Source organism: Streptomyces sp. NPDC050636 (genome assembly GCF_040654775.1).
In the GTDB taxonomy this organism is placed as follows: Bacteria; Actinomycetota; Actinomycetes; order Streptomycetales; family Streptomycetaceae; genus Streptomyces.
This window is the reverse complement of record NZ_JBFAIP010000027.1, coordinates 15,056-32,251: the sequence shown is the minus strand read 5'-3', so window position 1 is coordinate 32,251 and position 17,196 is coordinate 15,056. Positions and strand designations below refer to the sequence as shown.

Annotated in this window: 18 protein-coding genes; 11 read left to right on the top strand and 7 right to left on the bottom strand. The window is 70.9% G+C overall.

Annotation, left to right across the window (positions count from 1 at the left end; all coding sequences use genetic code 11):
- The first annotated feature begins 48 nt into the window (after positions 1 to 48).
- Complete coding sequence (locus AB0I10_RS20905) at positions 49 to 2,124, top strand: AAA family ATPase (protein ID WP_363154020.1); 2,076 nt, start codon at positions 49 to 51, stop codon at positions 2,122 to 2,124.
- A 206-nt stretch (positions 2,125 to 2,330) separates the two neighbouring features.
- On the opposite strand, the gene AB0I10_RS20900 is transcribed toward AB0I10_RS20905, so the two are convergent.
- Positions 2,331 to 3,086, bottom strand: coding sequence for a copper homeostasis protein CutC (locus AB0I10_RS20900; RefSeq protein WP_363154019.1), 756 nt, complete (start codon positions 3,084 to 3,086; stop codon positions 2,331 to 2,333).
- A gap of 237 nt (positions 3,087 to 3,323) precedes the next feature.
- Between AB0I10_RS20900 and AB0I10_RS20895 the strand changes: the two genes are divergently transcribed.
- The 5 genes from AB0I10_RS20895 (at position 3,324) to AB0I10_RS20875 (ending at position 8,017) form a co-directional block, all read left to right on the top strand.
- Entirely contained in the window at positions 3,324 to 3,836 is a 513-nt protein-coding gene (locus tag AB0I10_RS20895; RefSeq protein WP_363154018.1) for a hypothetical protein, read from the top strand.
- Positions 3,833 to 4,567, top strand: coding sequence for a hypothetical protein (locus AB0I10_RS20890; protein WP_363154017.1), 735 nt, complete (start codon positions 3,833 to 3,835; stop codon positions 4,565 to 4,567). The genes AB0I10_RS20895 and AB0I10_RS20890 overlap by 4 nt, the downstream gene beginning before the upstream one ends.
- A 217-nt stretch (positions 4,568 to 4,784) precedes the next feature.
- Complete coding sequence (locus tag AB0I10_RS20885) at positions 4,785 to 5,762, top strand: transporter substrate-binding domain-containing protein (protein ID WP_363154016.1); 978 nt, start codon at positions 4,785 to 4,787, stop codon at positions 5,760 to 5,762.
- Positions 5,763 to 5,942: 180 nt separating this feature from the next.
- The gene (locus AB0I10_RS20880; protein WP_363154015.1) at positions 5,943 to 6,632 is read left to right on the top strand and encodes a hypothetical protein; all 690 of its coding nucleotides are present in this window, start codon (positions 5,943 to 5,945) and stop codon (positions 6,630 to 6,632) included.
- A 164-nt stretch (positions 6,633 to 6,796) separates the two neighbouring features.
- On the top strand, positions 6,797 to 8,017 hold the full coding sequence (locus AB0I10_RS20875; RefSeq protein WP_363154014.1) for a Cmx/CmrA family chloramphenicol efflux MFS transporter: 1,221 nt from the start codon (positions 6,797 to 6,799) through the stop codon (positions 8,015 to 8,017).
- Between the two features lie 63 nt (positions 8,018 to 8,080).
- Here the strand turns inward: AB0I10_RS20875 and AB0I10_RS20870 are convergent, their stop codons facing one another.
- The 3 genes from AB0I10_RS20870 to AB0I10_RS20860 form a co-directional block, all read right to left on the bottom strand.
- Complete coding sequence (locus AB0I10_RS20870; protein WP_363154013.1) at positions 8,081 to 8,611, bottom strand: pyridoxamine 5'-phosphate oxidase family protein; 531 nt, start codon at positions 8,609 to 8,611, stop codon at positions 8,081 to 8,083.
- Between the two features lie 111 nt (positions 8,612 to 8,722).
- On the bottom strand, positions 8,723 to 8,998 hold the full coding sequence (locus AB0I10_RS20865) for a DUF4031 domain-containing protein (RefSeq protein ID WP_363154012.1): 276 nt from the start codon (positions 8,996 to 8,998) through the stop codon (positions 8,723 to 8,725).
- Positions 8,999 to 9,010: 12 nt separating this feature from the next.
- Positions 9,011 to 9,382, bottom strand: a complete 372-nt coding sequence (locus AB0I10_RS20860) for a hypothetical protein (RefSeq protein ID WP_363154074.1) — start codon at positions 9,380 to 9,382, stop codon at positions 9,011 to 9,013.
- A gap of 121 nt (positions 9,383 to 9,503) precedes the next feature.
- On the opposite strand from AB0I10_RS20860, the gene AB0I10_RS20855 reads away from it, so the two are divergent.
- The 3 genes from AB0I10_RS20855 to AB0I10_RS20845 all read left to right on the top strand — a co-directional run bounded on the left by AB0I10_RS20855 (position 9,504) and on the right by AB0I10_RS20845 (position 13,125).
- A complete protein-coding gene (locus AB0I10_RS20855) occupies positions 9,504 to 10,445 on the top strand; it encodes a MurR/RpiR family transcriptional regulator (RefSeq protein WP_363154011.1) in 942 nt (313 codons plus the stop codon).
- Positions 10,446 to 10,557: 112 nt separating this feature from the next.
- A complete protein-coding gene (gene murQ, locus AB0I10_RS20850) occupies positions 10,558 to 11,496 on the top strand; it encodes an N-acetylmuramic acid 6-phosphate etherase (RefSeq protein WP_363154010.1) in 939 nt (312 codons plus the stop codon).
- A gap of 42 nt (positions 11,497 to 11,538) precedes the next feature.
- Positions 11,539 to 13,125: a PTS transporter subunit EIIC gene (locus AB0I10_RS20845; protein ID WP_363154009.1), complete on the top strand. Its 1,587-nt coding sequence runs from the start codon at positions 11,539 to 11,541 to the stop codon at positions 13,123 to 13,125.
- 97 nt (positions 13,126 to 13,222) lie between these two features.
- Here AB0I10_RS20845 and AB0I10_RS20840 read toward each other — a convergent pair whose 3' ends face one another.
- The gene (locus AB0I10_RS20840; RefSeq protein WP_363154008.1) at positions 13,223 to 13,654 is read right to left on the bottom strand and encodes a VOC family protein; all 432 of its coding nucleotides are present in this window, start codon (positions 13,652 to 13,654) and stop codon (positions 13,223 to 13,225) included.
- Positions 13,655 to 13,928: 274 nt separating this feature from the next.
- Between AB0I10_RS20840 and AB0I10_RS20835 the strand changes: the two genes are divergently transcribed.
- Together AB0I10_RS20835 and AB0I10_RS20830 are read left to right on the top strand one after the other, a co-directional pair.
- Positions 13,929 to 14,546, top strand: a complete 618-nt coding sequence (locus tag AB0I10_RS20835; protein ID WP_363154007.1) for a TetR family transcriptional regulator — start codon at positions 13,929 to 13,931, stop codon at positions 14,544 to 14,546.
- 79 nt (positions 14,547 to 14,625) lie between these two features.
- The gene (locus AB0I10_RS20830; RefSeq protein WP_363154006.1) at positions 14,626 to 14,760 is read left to right on the top strand and encodes a hypothetical protein; all 135 of its coding nucleotides are present in this window, start codon (positions 14,626 to 14,628) and stop codon (positions 14,758 to 14,760) included.
- A 31-nt stretch (positions 14,761 to 14,791) separates the two neighbouring features.
- On the opposite strand, the gene groL is transcribed toward AB0I10_RS20830, so the two are convergent.
- The gene (groL, locus tag AB0I10_RS20825) at positions 14,792 to 16,414 is read right to left on the bottom strand and encodes a chaperonin GroEL (RefSeq protein ID WP_363154005.1); all 1,623 of its coding nucleotides are present in this window, start codon (positions 16,412 to 16,414) and stop codon (positions 14,792 to 14,794) included.
- Between the two features lie 412 nt (positions 16,415 to 16,826).
- The gene (locus tag AB0I10_RS20820) at positions 16,827 to 17,030 is read right to left on the bottom strand and encodes a cold-shock protein (RefSeq protein WP_003986833.1); all 204 of its coding nucleotides are present in this window, start codon (positions 17,028 to 17,030) and stop codon (positions 16,827 to 16,829) included.
- Positions 17,031 to 17,196: the final 166 nt, after the last annotated feature.

Sequence of the window (17,196 nt, the reverse complement as noted above, 5' to 3'; positions counted from 1 at the left end):
CCGGCCCTTCGCTTCACACCGTAGTGACATCCCACCGGAGGCAACGCCGTGCCCTCGCACGCCCACGACCGACATCAGCCAGGGGACGATCCGCTCCAACGCGAACGCTCGCACCTCGCCGCCTCCCGTTCCGCCCTCCGCGCCATGCGCGAGGACGCCGAAGCGCTCAACATCGCCGACGTCACCGCGAACTGGGTCAACGCCGAGGTCCTCCAGGGCGAGATCGACGCCCGCATCAAGGCGCTCGCCGACCTCTCCCACACTCCGCTCTTCTTCGGCCGCCTGGACTATCTGCACGCGCCCGGCGTCGGCCTCGCGGAAGGCGCAGCGGGAGAGAACTTCTACATCGGGCGGCGCCACGTCCACGACGCCGACGGCGACCCGATGGTCATCGACTGGCGCGCGCCCGTGTCCCAGCCGTTCTACCGGGCCTCCAAGAAGGACCCGATGGATCTGAAGCTGCGCCGCCGATTCGGTTACACCGGCGGCGAGTTGACCGCGTACGAGGACGAACACCTCACCGACCCCGCCGAGGCGGAACACGCAAGCCGGCTCCTCCAGTCGGAGATCGAGCGCCCGCGCGTCGGCCCGATGCGGGACATCGTCGCCACCATCCAGCCGGAGCAGGACGAGATCGTTCGCGCCGGGATCGGGGGCTCGGTCTGCGTCCAGGGGGCGCCGGGCACCGGGAAGACCGCGGTCGGCCTGCACCGTGTCGCGTATCTGCTGTACGCGCACCGGGAGCGGCTGGCCCGTTCCGGCACTCTCGTGATCGGCCCGAACCGGTCCTTCCTCCACTACATCGAGCAGGTGCTGCCGGCCCTGGGCGAGCTGGAGGTCAAACAGGCCACGGTCGACGACCTCGTCGGGCATGTGGAGGTGCGCGGCACGGACGAGGCGGCCGCGGCGACGGTCAAGGGCGACGCCCGGATGGCGGAGGTGCTGCGGCGCGCCGTCCGCTCGCACATCGCCATGCCGCAGGAGCCCTGCGTGGTCGTCCGGGGTTCCCGGCGCTGGCGCGTCCCCGCATATGAACTCGAAGAGATCGTGCGGGAGTTGATGGACCGTGAGATCCGCTACGGCGCGGCGCGCGACGCGCTGCCGCAGCGGATCGCGCATGCCGTACTGGTACGCATGGAGCAGGCGGGCGAGGCACCGGACGACCGGGTGCAGGACGCGGTGGCCCGTAATGCCGCTGTGAAGGCCGCGGTCAAGGCGGTGTGGCCGCCGGTCGATCCGGCGAAGCTGGTGCTGCGGCTGCTGTGCGACGCCGATTTCCTGGCCGAGCAGGCGGACGGGATCCTGACGCCCGACGAGCAGAAGGTGATCCTCTGGGCCAAGCCGGCCCGGAGCGTGAAGAGCGCCAAGTGGTCCGCCGCGGACGCGGTGTTGATCGACGAGGCGATGGACCTGGTCGCGCGCACGCACTCCCTGGGCCATGTGGTCCTGGACGAGGCGCAGGACCTCTCCCCCATGCAGTACCGCGCGGTGGGCCGCCGCTGCACCACGGGTTCGGCGACGATCCTCGGGGACATCGCACAGGGCACGACCCCCTGGGCAACGCATACTTGGGAGGAGGCGCTGGCCCACCTGGGCAAGCCGGGCTCGGCCATCGAGGAGCTGACGCAGGGCTTCCGTGTGCCGCGCGAGGTCATCGCGTACGCGTCCCGGCTGCTGCGGGCCATCGCCCCCGATCTGACGGAAGCCACCTCGATCCGTGAGTCCGCGGGCGACTTCGAGGTCCGCCAGGTCACGCCGGACGGTCTGGCCGCCGCCGTCCTCGCGGCCTGCGACGAAGCGCTGACGAAGGAGGGCTCGATCGGCCTGATCGCGGCCGAGGCCCGTATCCCGGCGCTGCGCACGGCCCTGGAGGAGGCGGGCGTGAGCTGTCTGGCGCCCGGCGAGGAGACCTCCGCGGAGTCCCGGCTGACGCTGGTGCCCGCCACGCTCGCCAAGGGTCTGGAGTACGACTACGTGGTGCTGGACGAGCCGGCGGCGATCGTGGACGGCGAGCCGGACGAGCGCACCGGCCTGCGCCGCCTGTACGTGTGCCTGACCCGGCCGGTCTCCGGGCTGACGGTGGTCCATGCGGCGGGCCTGCCGGAGCAGCTGGGCGAAGCCTGACCAGCCTGCCCCTCAAGGGACTTCAGGAGGTGGCCTCGCGAGCGGGGCCACTGGGGAGCGGGGCCGCTGGGGAGCGGGGCAACTCGGGACCTGTGCCACTAGGGGCGGAGCCACCGGCGGGCTGAGTCCCCGGTGCGCTGAGCCCCGGGTACTCACCCCCGCGGCCCCCCGTGCGCCACCGCCCCGCCGCACCCTGCGTCGCCCCGCTACACCGCCACCACCCCGTCCAGCACCTCCCGCCACTCCCGCACCGCGGCCGTGTCCACCGGAGCGGACCACCCGGCGGGGCGGGCCGCGCCCCCGATGTGGAACGCGTCGAGGCCGGCCGCGCGCAGCGCCGGCAGATGGCCGAGCCCGAGTCCGCCGCCGACCAGGATGCGGGGTGCGTACCCGGGCTCGCCCGCCGCCGTACGGGCCTGCTCGGCCAGCAGCGTCGGCAGCCCCTCGTCCACGCCGTTCACGGAACCGGCGGTCAGGATCGTGTCGAGACCGGCCGCGACCCCGGAGCGGCCGGCCGGCCCGCCCGGTCCCGCCGGCTCCGTCAGCCCGGCCAGCTCCTTGCGCAGCGCGTCCCGGTCGGCGGCCCGGTCGATGGCCCGGTGGAAGGTCCAGCGGCAGCCGTCGATCACCTCGGCCAGCGCGCGTACGGCGTCGAGATCCGGCCGTCCGTCCGGGGTCAGGAAACCGAGTACGAACTCGTCCGCGCCCTCCGCCCGCAGCGCCGCCGCGTCCTCGCACAGCGCCGCCACATCGCCGGCCGCGAAGCCGTCGGCGGCCCGCAGCATCACCCGCAGCGGGATGTCGACGGCGGCCCGGATCGCCGCGAAGGCGGTCCGGGACGGCGTGAGCCCGTCGGCCGCCATATCGGTGACCAGCTCCAGACGGTCGGCTCCGCCGGCCTGGGCGGCGACCGCGTCCTCCGGGCCGAGCGCGATCACCTCCAGGAGTGCGCGCTTGCTCATGTGACCCCAATCCTTGACGAGGCGACGACAGGTCTAGTCCAATATCCAGCGTAAGGGCTGGTGAGCGTTCCGGGAGCCATATCGCCGCCGGACACGGCCACCAACCGACCGAAACGCCCACCAGGCCCTCCGCGGCATCCCCTCCGCCCGGCGCGAAACCCCACAATGGTGCGGGTGTGGAACACGGCCCACATGGGTAACACGCCTTTCCCGTAAGGGCGTTGCGGCAGTTTGCCCGTGACCCATGAGCGTTGGGAGAGCCGGATGTCCGAACTGGCGACCGTGTCCGCCGAGATCGCTCCCTATCTCGCCCTGGCCGCGAACAGCCTGGGCACCTCCGTGATCACCGCCGCGCAGCAGCGGATCGCCGAGCGCACCGTGACGGCCGGCGAGGGCTTCTTCCGCCGGCTCCTGCACCGCGGCACCGCCGACGACGGCACGGGCCCCCACGGCACCGCGCAGCCGCTCCTCGACGCACAGCGCGCCGACGCCCTCGATGAGCTCCTCGCCCGCCTCGACGACCAGGAACGCCTGCTGCTCTCCGCCGCGGTGACCGCCTGGCTGCAGGGCCCCGCCGGCCAGCGCGACGCCTCCCACCTGGTGGATCACGTCACCCGGCTCGCCTCCTCCGCCGGCGTGACCACCGTCCACAACGCCCCCACCGCGACCGGCCAAAACTCCATCGCGGCCGTCGAGATCCACGGCAACATCCACATGGGGGGCAGCGGCCACACCCAGGACGGCGCATGAATGGGGCTCGCCCCGGGGACGGCGGCGACATCCACAACAGTCCGACGGCGCACGGCCCCCACTCCATCGCCGCCAACGACATCAAGAACGTGTTCATCCGGTGGGTGATGCACCCCAGCGCGCGCTGGCTGCCCCTCCTGCTGGCCTGCGCCGCGCTGGTGATCGCCGGGAGCCGGCAGCCGAAGGGGCCGACGGGCCAGTACGCCCCGTGGTTCGTCCTGGCCGGACTGTCCCTCGTCACGGCCGCCGCCCGTGTACTCCTCCGGCGGCCGCGCGACGCCTGGGTCGTCGGCGCCCTCTCGCTCGTCTCCGTACTGACCACCGTCGGCGGCTGGCTGGCGTTCCAGAACATCGAGGCACACGGCGAGATCGATGTGACGGGCCAGATACGGACGGAGGGCAGACAGCCGCTGGACGACGGCGCGAACGACGCCCTCACCCTCCGCCTCGACGCACCCGCCCTGAAGGAACCGCGTAACGCCCTGCGGCTGACGCTGGCCATCGACGATCACGACCCGGCCGGCCCCACCTGCCTCGCGGACACCACCGCCACCGTCTCCCTCCTGTCCTCCGGCGTCGCGGCCCAGCAGGAGAAGATCCGCCCCGGCGGCACCGTCGACCTCGCCCTGGGCGCGCGGGCGAGCACCGTACGGATCCACCTCAAGCTGCACACCGCCCGCGGCTGCCGCATGGACGTCCAGGCGACGGGCGCGGTCCTGCACGACAAGTGATCACGACCCGTGACGCAGCACGGAGTCACACGGCACCGAGTCACGCGCACCGAGTCACGCGTCACGGAGTCACACGCACCGAGCGAGGCGGCACCGAACAACGAACGCAACACAGAAACAACGCGGCACAGAGCAATGCAACACAGAGCAACGCGGCACGGAACAAGCGGCACGGAGGACGGCAGCGCCGCGTCCGGACATCAAGAACGGGGACCCCATGACAACAACAGCGACAGGGACAGGGACAGGGACACCAGCAACGACGGCGACGGCTGCAACGGCTGCGGCATCAGGCCGCCCCACGCACGGCAACCGCGACTCCGGGGGCCCCCGCCCCCACCACCCCCGCACCCTCCCCGCCGCCGCCCTGCTCGCGCTCGGCGCCGTCACCGCGACCGCATGCGGCGCCTCCGAGCCGCCGTCGCTGTTCGCGGACGGCAAGGTGTCCGTCGGCGCGAAGAACGACCAGCCCGGCACCGGCGTCGTCCGCACCTACAAGTTCTCCGGCTTCGACATCACCGTCGCCAAGCAGCTCCTCAAAGACGTCGGCGCCGAGCCGGACTTCGGGATCGTCCCGTCGGAGGACCGCAGCACCGTGCTCACCAAGAAATCGAAGGACCTGGTCGTCGCGACGTTCTCGATCACCGTCGACCGGATGAAGACACTGGACTTCGTGGGTCCGTACGCATCCACCTACCAGGGCGTCATGGTCCGCCGGAACGACGACCGGATCCGCAAACCCGGCGACCTCTCCGGCAAACACGTCTGCACCTGGCCCGGCACCACCTCCGCCACCACGCTCCAGGGTCCGGCGTATGACGGAATCGATGTCTATGAAGCCCCGGACGCCTCCATGTGCATCAAAGACCTCAAGGACGAGGTCGCGGACGCCGTCTCCACCGACCAGATGATCCTTTACGGATTCACCCAGGAGAATCCCGATCTCAAGGTCGTGCCCCGCATCACCTTCGGCTCCGCCAACCACTACGGAGTCGCGATGAACAAGGGCCACCGAGCGGACTGTCGACGGCTGCGCGACGCCCTGCGCGACTACTTGACCGACAACACCTGGAGCGCCGACTTCTCGACGTCACTACCGTCCATCCCGAAGGCCAACGCCAACTGGGAGACCGACTACAAGCCGCGCGTCGAGACGATCGACGCCCTCTCGTGCCGGGACCGCCCCCAGACGTGATGTGCGCACCGTGAAGTGAGGTGAGTGAGGGGGGCGGCCTCGCGTGACGTGGTCTGCCGTGATCCGGCCCGGCGGCACCCCCGTCATTCCCTCATCGTGCGTGATCGTGACGATATGGCTGGCAGGCTAGCTTCCTGCCGCCGCCGCCCGTTCGAGTTTTCCCCAGGCACAATGATTCGTATGACTCCCGTGTCCCCTGCGGTGGATGCTGCCGACCCGGCCCAGGACCTGCGCAGACGCTGGGCCGCCACCGTGGCCGAAGCCCGTGGCCCCGCGGCCCGTGAGGGCACCGCGCGCCCCGATCCCGCCCCGTATGCGGACAACCTCCTGGCGAGGTGGAGCGAGCCGCAGCGGCGCTATCACACGGTCGCCCATCTGACGGCAGTCCTGCACCGCATCGATGAACTGGCCTACTACGCCGATGATCTGCCCGTCGTCCAGCTGGCGGCCTGGTTCCACGACGCGGTCTACCGCCCGGACCGCTCCGAGAACGAGGAGCGCAGCGCGGCCCTCGCCGAACGCGCCCTGCCCGAGCTGGGCGTCGGCCCGGCCCGTACGGCCGAGGTCGCCCGTCTGGTGCGGCTCACGGTCACCCACGACCCGGCACCCGACGACCGTGACGGCGATGTGCTCTGCGACGCCGACCTCGCCGTGCTCGCCGGTTCGCCCGACAGCTACGCGGCCTATGCCGCCGCGGTCCGCGACGAGTACGCGTTCGTGCCCGACCCCGATTTCACCGCCGGGCGGTCCGCCGTACTACGGCATCTCCTTGCCCTGCCCCGCCTGTTCAGGACCCCGATGGGCTACGACCAGTGGGAGCACACCGCACGCCGCAACCTCACCACCGAACTGGACCTGCTGAGCGGCTGAGCGGCGGGTGCCACGGGCCATGGGCGGCCGGGGCTCCTGCCCCGGCGAGGGCACCACCGCGACGATATGGGCAAGGTCACCCACCACCACATCCCGCACCGGGAATGTCGGACGTCCTGCTGCTGTTGGTGACTGTCATGCCAGCTCCTACCGATCGCGCCCGCATGCCCATAGCCGTGTACATCCTCGGCCTGTCCGTCTTCGCGCTCGGTACGAGTGAGTTCATGCTCTCCGGCATTCTCCAGCCGCTCGCCCGTGACCTGCAGGTTTCCATTCCGCAGGCCGGGCTGCTGGTCTCGGCGTTCGCGATCGGCATGGTGGTCGGCGCCCCCGTCCTGGCCGCGGCCACGCTGCGGCTGCCGCGCCGTACGACGCTGATCACCCTGCTTGCGATCTTCGGACTGGGGCAGGTGGCCGGCGCGGTGGCGCCTTCGTACGGCGTGTTGTTCGCCTCGCGGGTGGTGAGTGCGCTGGCCTGCGCCGGATTCTGGGCGGTCGGCGCGGCGGTCGCCGTCTCGCTGGTGCCGGTGACCGCACGGGCCCGCGCGATGGCCGTCATGGTCGGCGGGCTGAGCATCGCGAACATCGCGGGTGTCCCGGCAGGTGCGCTGCTCGGACAGCACGCGGGCTGGCGCGCGGCGTTCTGGGCGGTGGCCGGCCTGGCCGCGATCGGCCTGGTCGGGGTGATCGCGCTGGTGCCGTTCACGGCCGTGCCGACCGGCGACGACCGGCCGCAGCTGCGCCGCGAGCTGACCATCTACCGGGACAAGCAGGTCTGGCTGGCGCTGACCGCCACCGCCATGAACGGCGCGGCGGTCTTCGCGCTCTTCTCGTACCTGTCGCCGATGCTGACCGACACCGCGGGGCTCGCCGAGAGCTGGGTGCCGACGGTGCTCGCGCTCTTCGGTGTGGGCGCGCTGATCGGTACCTTCATCGGCGGCCGGTTCGCCGATGCGCACCTCTTCAGGACGCTGTTCGTGGGGATCTCCGCGTCCACCATCGTGCTGGCCGTCCTGGCACTGACCTCGCAGAGCCCGGTCGCCGCGGTCGCGCTCTCTCTGATGCTCGGTGTCACGGCCTTCGCCACGGCCCCGGCGCTGAACGCCCGGATGTTCAATGTGGCCAACGCCGCGCCGACGCTGGCCGGCGCGACCACGACCGCCGCCTTCAACATCGGCAACACCCTCGGCCCCTGGCTGGGCGGCCTGGTCATCGGCGCGGGCTGGGGCTACCCGTCCGTGGCATGGACCGGCGCGGCGCTGGCGGCGGTGGCCGTCGGCACCACCGCCCTCGCGTTCCGGCTGCACCGTGCGACGAACCACTCCCGGCTCGTCGCGTCATCGACGGCCGTCACGCGCGCTCCGGAGGGCGCCGAGCAGCACTGACCCGGGGGCGGGGCGCTCACAGGGGACGCGGCAGGTCTCTGCGAGACGGCCGCGTGCACCGGCTCATGCCCGGCCGTCGAAGCTCCACCGGGTCTGGCTGTATGTTTCGCCCCGGCCGAAGCCGAAGGCCGTGGCGGGCTCGACCCGGAAGACCACGGCCCGGTTGCCGTCCCCGTAGAACGCGCCGTCGCGTACCTCGAACTGCCAGTCGCTGCCGTACTTGGCGGCGTAGAGATCGGCCAGCCCGCGCAGCGTCGTCTCGTCCTCGACCGGGACCGCATCGCCCTCGACGATCACGTCCAGGCCGGCGTGCAGGTCGTTGCCGCCGGCCGTGGACGTGGTCAGCGCGCAGTGCGCGTTGGCCGCGAGGTTCTTGGCCTTGCGCTCGTCCGGGCCGGTGCAGAAGTGCAGCGCGCCGTCCGCCCATACGGCGAGCAGCGGAGTGACATGCGGGCGGCCGTCGGGCCGGACCGTGCTCAGCCAGAAGATCTCCGCCTCGGCCATTCCGCCGACGGCCGTGGCCCATGCGGTCGCCGTGGCACCCTCGCTGCTGTAGCCCGGGTGGAGCTCGGTGACCGGTTCCTTGGCTGACAAGACTGTCCCCTTTCGGTGCGCACGCCGTCAGGGCCCATGGTGCTGGCGCGTCCCCGGCCCGAAGGCGGCGGCGCGCCGGTACGCCCCGGGAGGGCGAGCGGGGCCGCGCGGTTACGTCCCGGGCACCGCGCGGTGCTTGGGTCGGCGCAGGCCCCCGGCCGTCAGCCGGCGCAGCAGTTCCTTGCTGCCGACCTCCACCGCTCCGGCGCGCACCGCGTCTCCGTACCGCTCCGCGGGGAGGTCGTAGTGGTCGCGCTCGAAGGCCCGCCGGGGCGCGCCGATGCCGGCCGCGAAGCGGTGCAGTTCGTCGAAGGAGACATCGCTGATCAGATGCGACCACATACGGCCGTGCCCCGGCCAGGTGGGCGGATCGATATAGATCGCCACGAGAACGTCACGTCAGCTTTCCACGGGCTCTCGGAGCTTGCCGACGCGGGCCACCGCGACTGCGGTCTTGGGGCAGACCCAGTGCGGATCGGGCCCCAACTCCGGCTCCACATCGAGCGCGTGGGGGTCGCCGGACGTGGTGCACACGGGGCACAGCGGCCAGCGGCCGTACCGCTCCAGGAGTGCGTCCTGGACGTCCTGCGCTACCAGCCCGGCCACGAATGCCGCACCCTCAGGCCACTGCTCGACCCACCATCGGCGGTGGACGACCGCGTCCTCGACGAGCGAGACGATGCCGGCGTCGGCGACGTCGTCCGCCACCAGGTCGGCGAGCACAAGGGCCCGCGCGGCATGCAGTGCCTGTTCCAGCTCCATGCCGTCCATTGTCGCGCGGAACGCGGACACCGCCGCACCGTTGTCCACAGGCCGGTCCGGCCGCGCGACTTGTCCACAGGTCCTCACGCAGGGTATTGACGCGGGCCGTCGCTGAAATTACTTTTCAGATGTGAGCAGCAGCGTGAAGGAAACTTTCAGCGACGTCCCCCTCGACACCCGACCCGCACCGGCCCCGCCCGCGCCCGCCGCGCTGGCCGCCAAGGTCCGCACCCTCGCGCCGACGATGACCCGCTCCATGCAGCGGGTCGCGGAGGCCGTCGCGGGCGATCCGGCCGGCTGCGCCGCCCTCACCGTCACCGGCCTCGCGGAGCGCACCGGCACCAGCGAAGCCACCGTCGTGCGGACCTCCCGTCTGCTCGGCTACCCGGGCTATCGTGATCTGCGCCTCGCGCTCGCCGCGCTGGCCGCGCAGCAGGCGGCCGGCGGCGCGCCCGCCGTGACCGCGGACATAGCGGTCGACGACTCCCTCGTCGACGTCGTCGCGAAGCTCGCGCAGGAAGAGCAACAGTGTCTCGCCGACACCGCGGCCGGGCTGGATGTCACCCAGCTGGAGGCGGCCGTCGGCGCACTTTCCAGCGCCCGCCGCATCGATGTGTACGGCATAGGGGCCTCCAACCTCGTCGGCCAGGACCTCGCCCAGAAGCTGCTGCGCATCGGCCTGATCGCGCACGCGCACTCCGACCCGCACCTCGCCGTGACGAACGCCGTGCAGATGCGGACCGGCGATGTCGCCATCGCGATCACCCACTCCGGGCGGACCACCGACGTCATAGAGCCCCTGCGGGTCGCCTTCGACCACGGCGCGACGACCATCGCGATCACCGGCCGCCCGGACGGCGAGATCGCGTCGTACGCCGACCACATCCTGACCACTTCCACCGCCCGAGAGAGCGAGCTGCGACCGGCCGCGATGTCGTCCAGGACCAGTCAACTCCTCGTCGTGGACTGCCTGTTCATAGGCGTCGCACAGCGCACGTACGAGACCGCGGCGCCCGCCCTGTCCGCGTCGTACGAGGCCCTGGCGCACCGCCACTCCCCGCGCCCCCGCTGACCACCCCGCTGGTGCCCGCCCCGCACCCGCAGTCCCTGCGTCGCACACGCCGTACAGATCCGTACGTCCCGGAAAAGAGCCGTCACTCCATGTCGGAAAGAGCCGTCACGCCATGACTTCCACCGCCGACTACGCCCACCTGCGGGCCCAGCTGGACACCCTCACCACCGAGGCGTTCCGGCCCGAGCTCGCCGATATCGACCACCGCTCCACCCTGGAGATCGCCCGCACGATGAACGGCGAGGACGCCACCGTCCCCGCCGCCGTCGCCCAGCAGCTCCCGCTGATCGCCGCCGCCATCGACGCCATCGCCGCCCGGATGTCCCACGGCGGCCGGCTGATCTACGCAGGCGCCGGCACGGCGGGACGGCTCGGGGTGCTGGACGCGAGCGAGTGCCCGCCGACGTTCAACACCGACCCCTCCGAGGTGCTGGGGCTGATCGCGGGCGGCCCGTCCGCGATGGTCACCGCCGTCGAGGGCGCCGAGGACAGCAAGGCGTTCGCCGCCGAGGACCTCGCCTCGATCGGCCTCAACGACCGGGACACCGTCGTCGGCATCTCCGCCTCCGGCCGCACTCCCTACGCCATCGGGGCCGTAGAGCACGCCCGCGCCCTGGGCGCGCTGACCATCGGCCTGTCCTGCAACGCCGGTTCGGAGCTCGCCGCGGCCGCCGAGCACGGCATCGAGGTCGTCGTCGGCCCCGAGCTGCTGACCGGCTCCACCCGTCTGAAGGCCGGCACCGCCCAGAAGCTGGTGCTCAACATGCTCTCGACCATCACCATGATCCGGCTGGGCAAGACCTACGGGAACCTGATGGTCGACGTCCGCGCCTCCAACGAAAAGCTGCGCGCCCGCTCCCGCCGCATCGTCGCCCTGGCCACCGGCGCCACCGACTCGGAGATCGAATCCGCGCTGGCCGCGACGGACGGGGAGGTGAAGAACGCCATCCTCACCCTCCTGGGCGAGGTCGACGCTCCCACCGCCGCCCGCCTCCTCGCCGAATCCCAGGGCCATCTCCGCGCCGCCCTCCAGGCCGCGGAGAAGAACTGACCCGGCCCGCCCCGTCGTTGTCCGCACAGCAAGGCACCGCATATGACCGAAGACAAGAACCGTGCCACCGCCGCCGCGATCCTCCCCCTCGTCGGCGGCGCCTCCAACCTGACATCCATCGCCCACTGCATGACCCGGCTCCGCCTTGGCCTCCAGGACCGGTCCCTGGTGCAGGACGACGCCCTCAAGGCGCTGCCGGGCGTCATGGGCGTGGTCGAGGACGACACGTACCAGATCGTGCTGGGCCCCGGGACGGTCGCCCGGGTCACCCCCGAGTTCGAGCGCCTGGTCGCGGAGGCCCGCACCACCGCCCCCGAACCGAACGCGGGAACGGGCAGCAGTCAGCCCGCCACCGCGGCCACCGCGGCCACCGGGCAGACCACCGCAGATGACCTCGCCACCCAGGGCTCCGCCCTGAAGGCCCGGCAGAAGGCCAGGAACGCCACCCCGGTCAAGCTCTTCCTCCGCCGGATCGCCAACATCTTCGTCCCGCTGATCCCGGCCCTGATCGGCTGCGGCATCGTCGCCGGCATCAACGGCCTGCTGACCAACCTCGGCTGGCTGCCCTCGGCCGTCCCCGCACTTGCCGCCATCGCCTCCGGCTTCATGTCACTCATCGCCGTCTTCGTCGGCTACAACACCGCCAAGGAATTCGGCGGTACGCCGGTCCTCGGCGGCGCGGTCGCCGCGGTCATCGTCTTCCCGGGCGTCGCGGACATCACCGCCTTCGGCCAGCAGCTCTCCCCCGGACAGGGCGGCGTCCTCGGCGCACTGGCCGCCGCGCTGCTCGCCGTCCAGGTGGAGAAGCAGTGCCGCAAGGCAGTCCCGGGGGCGCTGGACGTCCTCCTCACCCCCACCCTCACGGTCCTGATCACCGGCCTGGTCACCCTCTTCGGCTTGATGTACGCCGCCGGTGAGGTCGCCACCGCGATCGGCAGCTTCGCCAACTGGCTCCTCGCACACGGCGGCGCGTTCGCCGGCTTCATCCTGGGCGGCCTCTTCCTCCCCCTCGTCATGCTGGGCCTCCACCAGGCCCTCATCCCCATCCACACCACCCTCATCGAGCAGCAGGGGTACACCGTCCTGCTCCCGATCCTCGCCATGGCCGGCGCGGGCCAGGTCGGCGCCGCCATCGCCGTCTACGTGCGCCTCCCCCGCAACGGCTCGATCCGTACGACGATCAAGTCCGCTCTGCCCACCGGCTTTCTGGGGGTCGGCGAGCCACTGATCTACGGCGTCTCACTCCCCCTCGGCCGCCCGTTCATCACCGCCTGCATCGGGGGCGCCTTCGGCGGCGGCTTCGTCGGCCTGTTCAACCAACTGGGCGACGCCGTCGGCTCCACCGCCATCGGCCCCTCCGGCTGGGCCCTGTTCCCACTGGTCAAGGGCAACCAGAGCATCGTCACGACCATCGTCGTCTACGCCCTCGGCCTGGCCGTCGGCTACCTCGCCGGCTTCCTCGCCACCTACTTCTTCGGCTTCAGCAGGCAAATGCTCACAGACCTCAACGCCACCCCGGAGCCCACGAACGCCACCACCAACGCCGCCGCCCCGAACGCCGCCGCCGACAGCAACCCCGACCCGAAATCCGGCACGAACTCCGACCGGGCCGAACCGGTACGACCGTGAAGGCGGCGGCCACGACGCCGGCTCCGGCGTACTTGCCCATCTCGCCGGCCGCCGGCCCCGGCTTCGCGTTGCCGCCGATGACGTAGCCGTCGGGCGATCAGCCCCAGGAGCGGCTGACGCAGAAGGGCTGGCCCGAGGGGTCCAGCAGGACCGTCCACTGCTCGCCGCCGGGCTGGTGCTCGGGCTTGGTCGCGCCGAGTTCCACCAGCCGCCGTTCGGCCGCCTCGATGTCGTCGAAGGCCAGGTCGAGGTGGAAGGGCAGCTCCTCGGCCGGCCAGTTCGGCGCGGTGAAGTTCTTCGCGGTGTAGAAGACGTACGTCGTGGTCCGGTCGGCGTCGGTGACCATGAACGCGACGGGAACGCCGTGCTCGTCGGGGAACTCCTGGACCACCTGCCAGCCCAGAGCCCCGGCATAGAAGTCGGCGAGCGCCCTGCCGTCGTGGCCCCAGAAGGCGTACGACGAGATCTTGCCGACGGCCGGGCCGTTGGCGGTCGGAGAGTTCGCGGACGGAGTGGATGCGCTGGTCATGGGGTCACCGTTCCTCTACTGCGGCACGCTCGTCGTTTGAGCACACGCACGTGCCTCGCTCTGAATTGGTACATGAGTACTGTACTGAAACCCCAGAGAAGGTGCAATTAGGACATTCCCGGACCTATATCCAGCCACATCTGCCACGGAGGTCGCCACGGAGAGAGGGGGAATCAACGGAACTACCCAGTCGGCACCCCCGGTCCACCCCACCACCCCGTACGACACTGCCGTACTATTCTGAACTTATATCGTCACCGTCTGGAGTTCCCGCATGGCCGCTGACCAGCCGCCCGCCCGGCGCCGCCGCGATCCCGAGCGGCGGATCGAGGAGATCACCGCGGCCACCGAACGGGTCATCGCCGCCCGAGGTATCGAAGGCCTGACGCATCGCGCCGTCGCCGCGGAAGCCGGAGTCCCGCTCGGGGCGACGACGTACCACTTCGCCACGAAGGACGACCTCATCGCCGCCGCCCTGCAGCGGTCCGTCGACCGCTTCGCCGCCTACCTCGACGACTGGGTCGCCCGACGCCCCGCACTCACCCCCGACCAGTGCGCCGTACTGCTCACCGACGCCATCCTGCCGGGGACGGGCGCCCAACGCGACCAGCAGGTCATGGAGTTCGAGCTCTACCTCGCCGCACTGCGCCGTCCCGCACTGCGCCCGATCGCCGACCAGCACACCCAGCTGTCCCTCCGGGCCCTGTCCCACTACACCGACCCGGACACCGCCGCCGCGGCCGCCGCCGCGCTCAACGGCATCAGCCTGCACGCCCTGGCCAACTCCACGCCGCCCACGCGCACCGAGGTCGAGGCCATCCTGCGCCGCATCCTCACCCCCAACCCGGCCCTGCCCGCGCCCGCCAGGTCCCCGGACGAGCACAACAGCTGACAGCGACCCGCTCCGAGCGAGAACCTTCCGCCCTCGATCCCCTCGCCGCAGAGCGAACCTGACGGCCCATCACCATGCAATGAACGCACTGATGAACGCACTGATGAACGCACTGGTGAGCGCGCTGATGAGCGCCCTGCCAGACACCGAAACGCCGCCGGGGCGGCACCCCCTGGGAGGAGGGTGCCGCCCCGACGAACGTGCGGACAAGTGATCCCGGAGGATCAGCAGTCTGATCCGGAGGATCAGAAGTCCATGTCACCGCCCGGCATGCCGCCCGGAGCGGCCGCGGCGGCCTTCTCCGGCTTGTCGGCGATGACGGCCTCGGTGGTGAGGAACAGCGCAGCGATGGACGCGGCGTTCTGCAGCGCGGAACGCGTGACCTTCGCCGGGTCGATGATGCCCTCGGCGATCATGTCGACGTACTCGCCGTTCGCGGCGTTCAGACCGTGACCCGGGGTCAGGTTGCGCACCTTCTCCACGATGACGCCACCCTCAAGGCCGGCGTTCACGGAGATCTGCTTCAGCGGGGCCTCCAGGGCCAGCTTCACAGCGGCGGCACCGGTCGCCTCGTCACCCTCGAGCTCCAGCTTCTCGAAGACCTGCGAAGCCTGCAGCAGGGCCACGCCGCCACCGGCGACGATGCCCTCCTCGACGGCCGCCTTCGCGTTGCGAACGGCGTCCTCGATGCGGTGCTTGCGCTCCTTGAGCTCGACCTCGGTGGCGGCACCGGCCTTGATGACGGCCACGCCGCCGGCCAGCTTCGCCAGACGCTCCTGGAGCTTCTCGCGGTCGTAGTCCGAGTCCGAGTTCTCGATCTCGGCGCGGATCTGGTTGACCCGGCCCTGGACCTGCTCGCTGTCACCGGCACCGTCGACGATGGTGGTCTCGTCCTTGGTGATGACGACCTTGCGGGCGCGGCCCAGCAGGTCGAGACCGGCGTTCTCCAGCTTGAGGCCGACCTCCTCGGAGATGACGGTGCCACCGGTGAGGATGGCGATGTCGCCGAGCATGGCCTTGCGGCGGTCACCGAAGCCCGGGGCCTTGACGGCAACGGACTTGAAGGTGCCACGGATCTTGTTGACGACCAGGGTCGACAGGGCCTCGCCCTCGACGTCCTCGGCGATGATCAGCAGCGGCTTGCCGGACTGCATGACCTTCTCCAGGAGCGGCAGCAGGTCCTTGACGTTGCCGATCTTGGAGTTGACGATCAGGATGTACGGGTCGTCGAGCGACGCCTCCATACGCTCCATGTCGGTGGCGAAGTACGCCGAGATGTAGCCCTTGTCGAAGCGCATACCCTCGGTGAGCTCCAGCTCCAGACCGAAGGTCTGGGACTCCTCGACGGTGATGACGCCTTCCTTGCCGACCTTGTCCATGGCCTCGGCGATGAGCTCGCCGATCTGGGTGTCAGCGGCGGAGATGGAGGCGGTCGAAGCGATCTGCTCCTTGGTCTCCACGTCCTTGGCCTGCTCCAGCAGGGCGGCGGAGACGGCCTCGACGGCCTTCTCGATGCCGCGCTTGAGGGCCATCGGGTTGGCGCCGGCGGCGACGTTGCGCAGGCCCTCGCGGACCAGCGCCTGCGCCAGGACGGTCGCGGTCGTCGTGCCGTCACCGGCGACGTCGTCCGTCTTCTTCGCGACCTCCTTGACCAGCTCGGCGCCGATCTTCTCGTACGGGTCCTCGAGCTCGATCTCCTTGGCGATGGAAACACCATCGTTGGTGATCGTGGGGGCGCCCCACTTCTTCTCGAGGACGACGTTACGGCCCTTGGGGCCGAGGGTGACCTTGACGGCGTCGGCGAGCTGGTTCATCCCGCGCTCGAGACCGCGCCGTGCCTCCTCGTCGAACGCGATGATCTTGGCCATGTGAAGTGGTCCTCCCGGACAGGGGTGGATTGCTCCGGACCGCGCTGGCGCCCGCGACGGACGGTCTGCGAGCCTGCGGTTCCTTGCCCCACCGGCCTGCCGACCTCACCGAGTCGGTCCATATCTGTCACTCTCACTGGGAGAGTGCTAACGCAATGATTAGCACTCGGGCGCATCGAGTGCAAGCGGCCCGAAGGGCCTCGATGGGGGGTGGCGGTCGGGCGACGGGCGGGCGCAAGCGGGTCCGGAGGAGTCCCCCGCAGGGGTGGTGGTCGGTGGGGGCACCTCCCGGCGTCGGCTGGGGAGGGCGGGCGCAAGCGGCCCGGAGGGGGGCACTCGCCCGGACACGCACATGGAGGCCCGCACCCCCTCAAGGGTGCGGGCCTCCATCACGCTGCAGTCGGTCGGCGCTTCAGCCGGCCACCCGGACCATGTCCGCCTGCGGCCCCTTCTGGCCCTGCGAGATCTCGAACTCGACCCGCTGACCCTCCTCAAGGGTGCGGTAGCCGTCCATCTGAATCGCGCTGTAGTGGACGAAAACATCCGCACCACCGTCGACCGCGATGAAGCCGTACCCCTTCTCCGCGTTGAACCACTTGACGGTGCCCTGAGCCATGCCTAACTCCCCTATTACTGGCCCTTGCACAGGACCGCACTCCGCGGACCCGGGTCAGACCTCACCCCATGATTGGCCTGCGGGGTGTGCGCCGGAACGCGTCGACCGCCGCTGAATGTATCTGCCCCAATGCCCAGCGCAACAGGTCAATCGGACGAGAATTCTG

Bases quoted from the DNA above. Each gene is read 5' to 3' on its own strand.
- AB0I10_RS20840 (WP_363154008.1), bottom strand. From the start codon at position 13,654: ATGACCAGCGCATCCACTCCGTCCGCGAACTCTCCGACCGCCAACGGC.
- AB0I10_RS20875 (WP_363154014.1), top strand. From the start codon at position 6,797: ATGCCCATAGCCGTGTACATCCTCGGCCTGTCCGTCTTCGCGCTCGGT.
- AB0I10_RS20900 (WP_363154019.1), bottom strand. From the start codon at position 3,086: ATGAGCAAGCGCGCACTCCTGGAGGTGATCGCGCTCGGCCCGGAGGAC.
- AB0I10_RS20890 (WP_363154017.1), top strand. From the start codon at position 3,833: ATGAATGGGGCTCGCCCCGGGGACGGCGGCGACATCCACAACAGTCCG.
- groL (WP_363154005.1), bottom strand. From the start codon at position 16,414: ATGGCCAAGATCATCGCGTTCGACGAGGAGGCACGGCGCGGTCTCGAG.
- AB0I10_RS20835 (WP_363154007.1), top strand. From the start codon at position 13,929: ATGGCCGCTGACCAGCCGCCCGCCCGGCGCCGCCGCGATCCCGAGCGG.
- murQ (WP_363154010.1), top strand. From the start codon at position 10,558: ATGACTTCCACCGCCGACTACGCCCACCTGCGGGCCCAGCTGGACACC.
- AB0I10_RS20830 (WP_363154006.1), top strand. From the start codon at position 14,626: ATGAACGCACTGATGAACGCACTGATGAACGCACTGGTGAGCGCGCTG.
- AB0I10_RS20880 (WP_363154015.1), top strand. From the start codon at position 5,943: ATGACTCCCGTGTCCCCTGCGGTGGATGCTGCCGACCCGGCCCAGGAC.
- AB0I10_RS20820 (WP_003986833.1), bottom strand. From the start codon at position 17,030: ATGGCTCAGGGCACCGTCAAGTGGTTCAACGCGGAGAAGGGGTACGGC.
- AB0I10_RS20885 (WP_363154016.1), top strand. From the start codon at position 4,785: ATGACAACAACAGCGACAGGGACAGGGACAGGGACACCAGCAACGACG.
- AB0I10_RS20845 (WP_363154009.1), top strand. From the start codon at position 11,539: ATGACCGAAGACAAGAACCGTGCCACCGCCGCCGCGATCCTCCCCCTC.
- AB0I10_RS20860 (WP_363154074.1), bottom strand. From the start codon at position 9,382: ATGGACGGCATGGAGCTGGAACAGGCACTGCATGCCGCGCGGGCCCTT.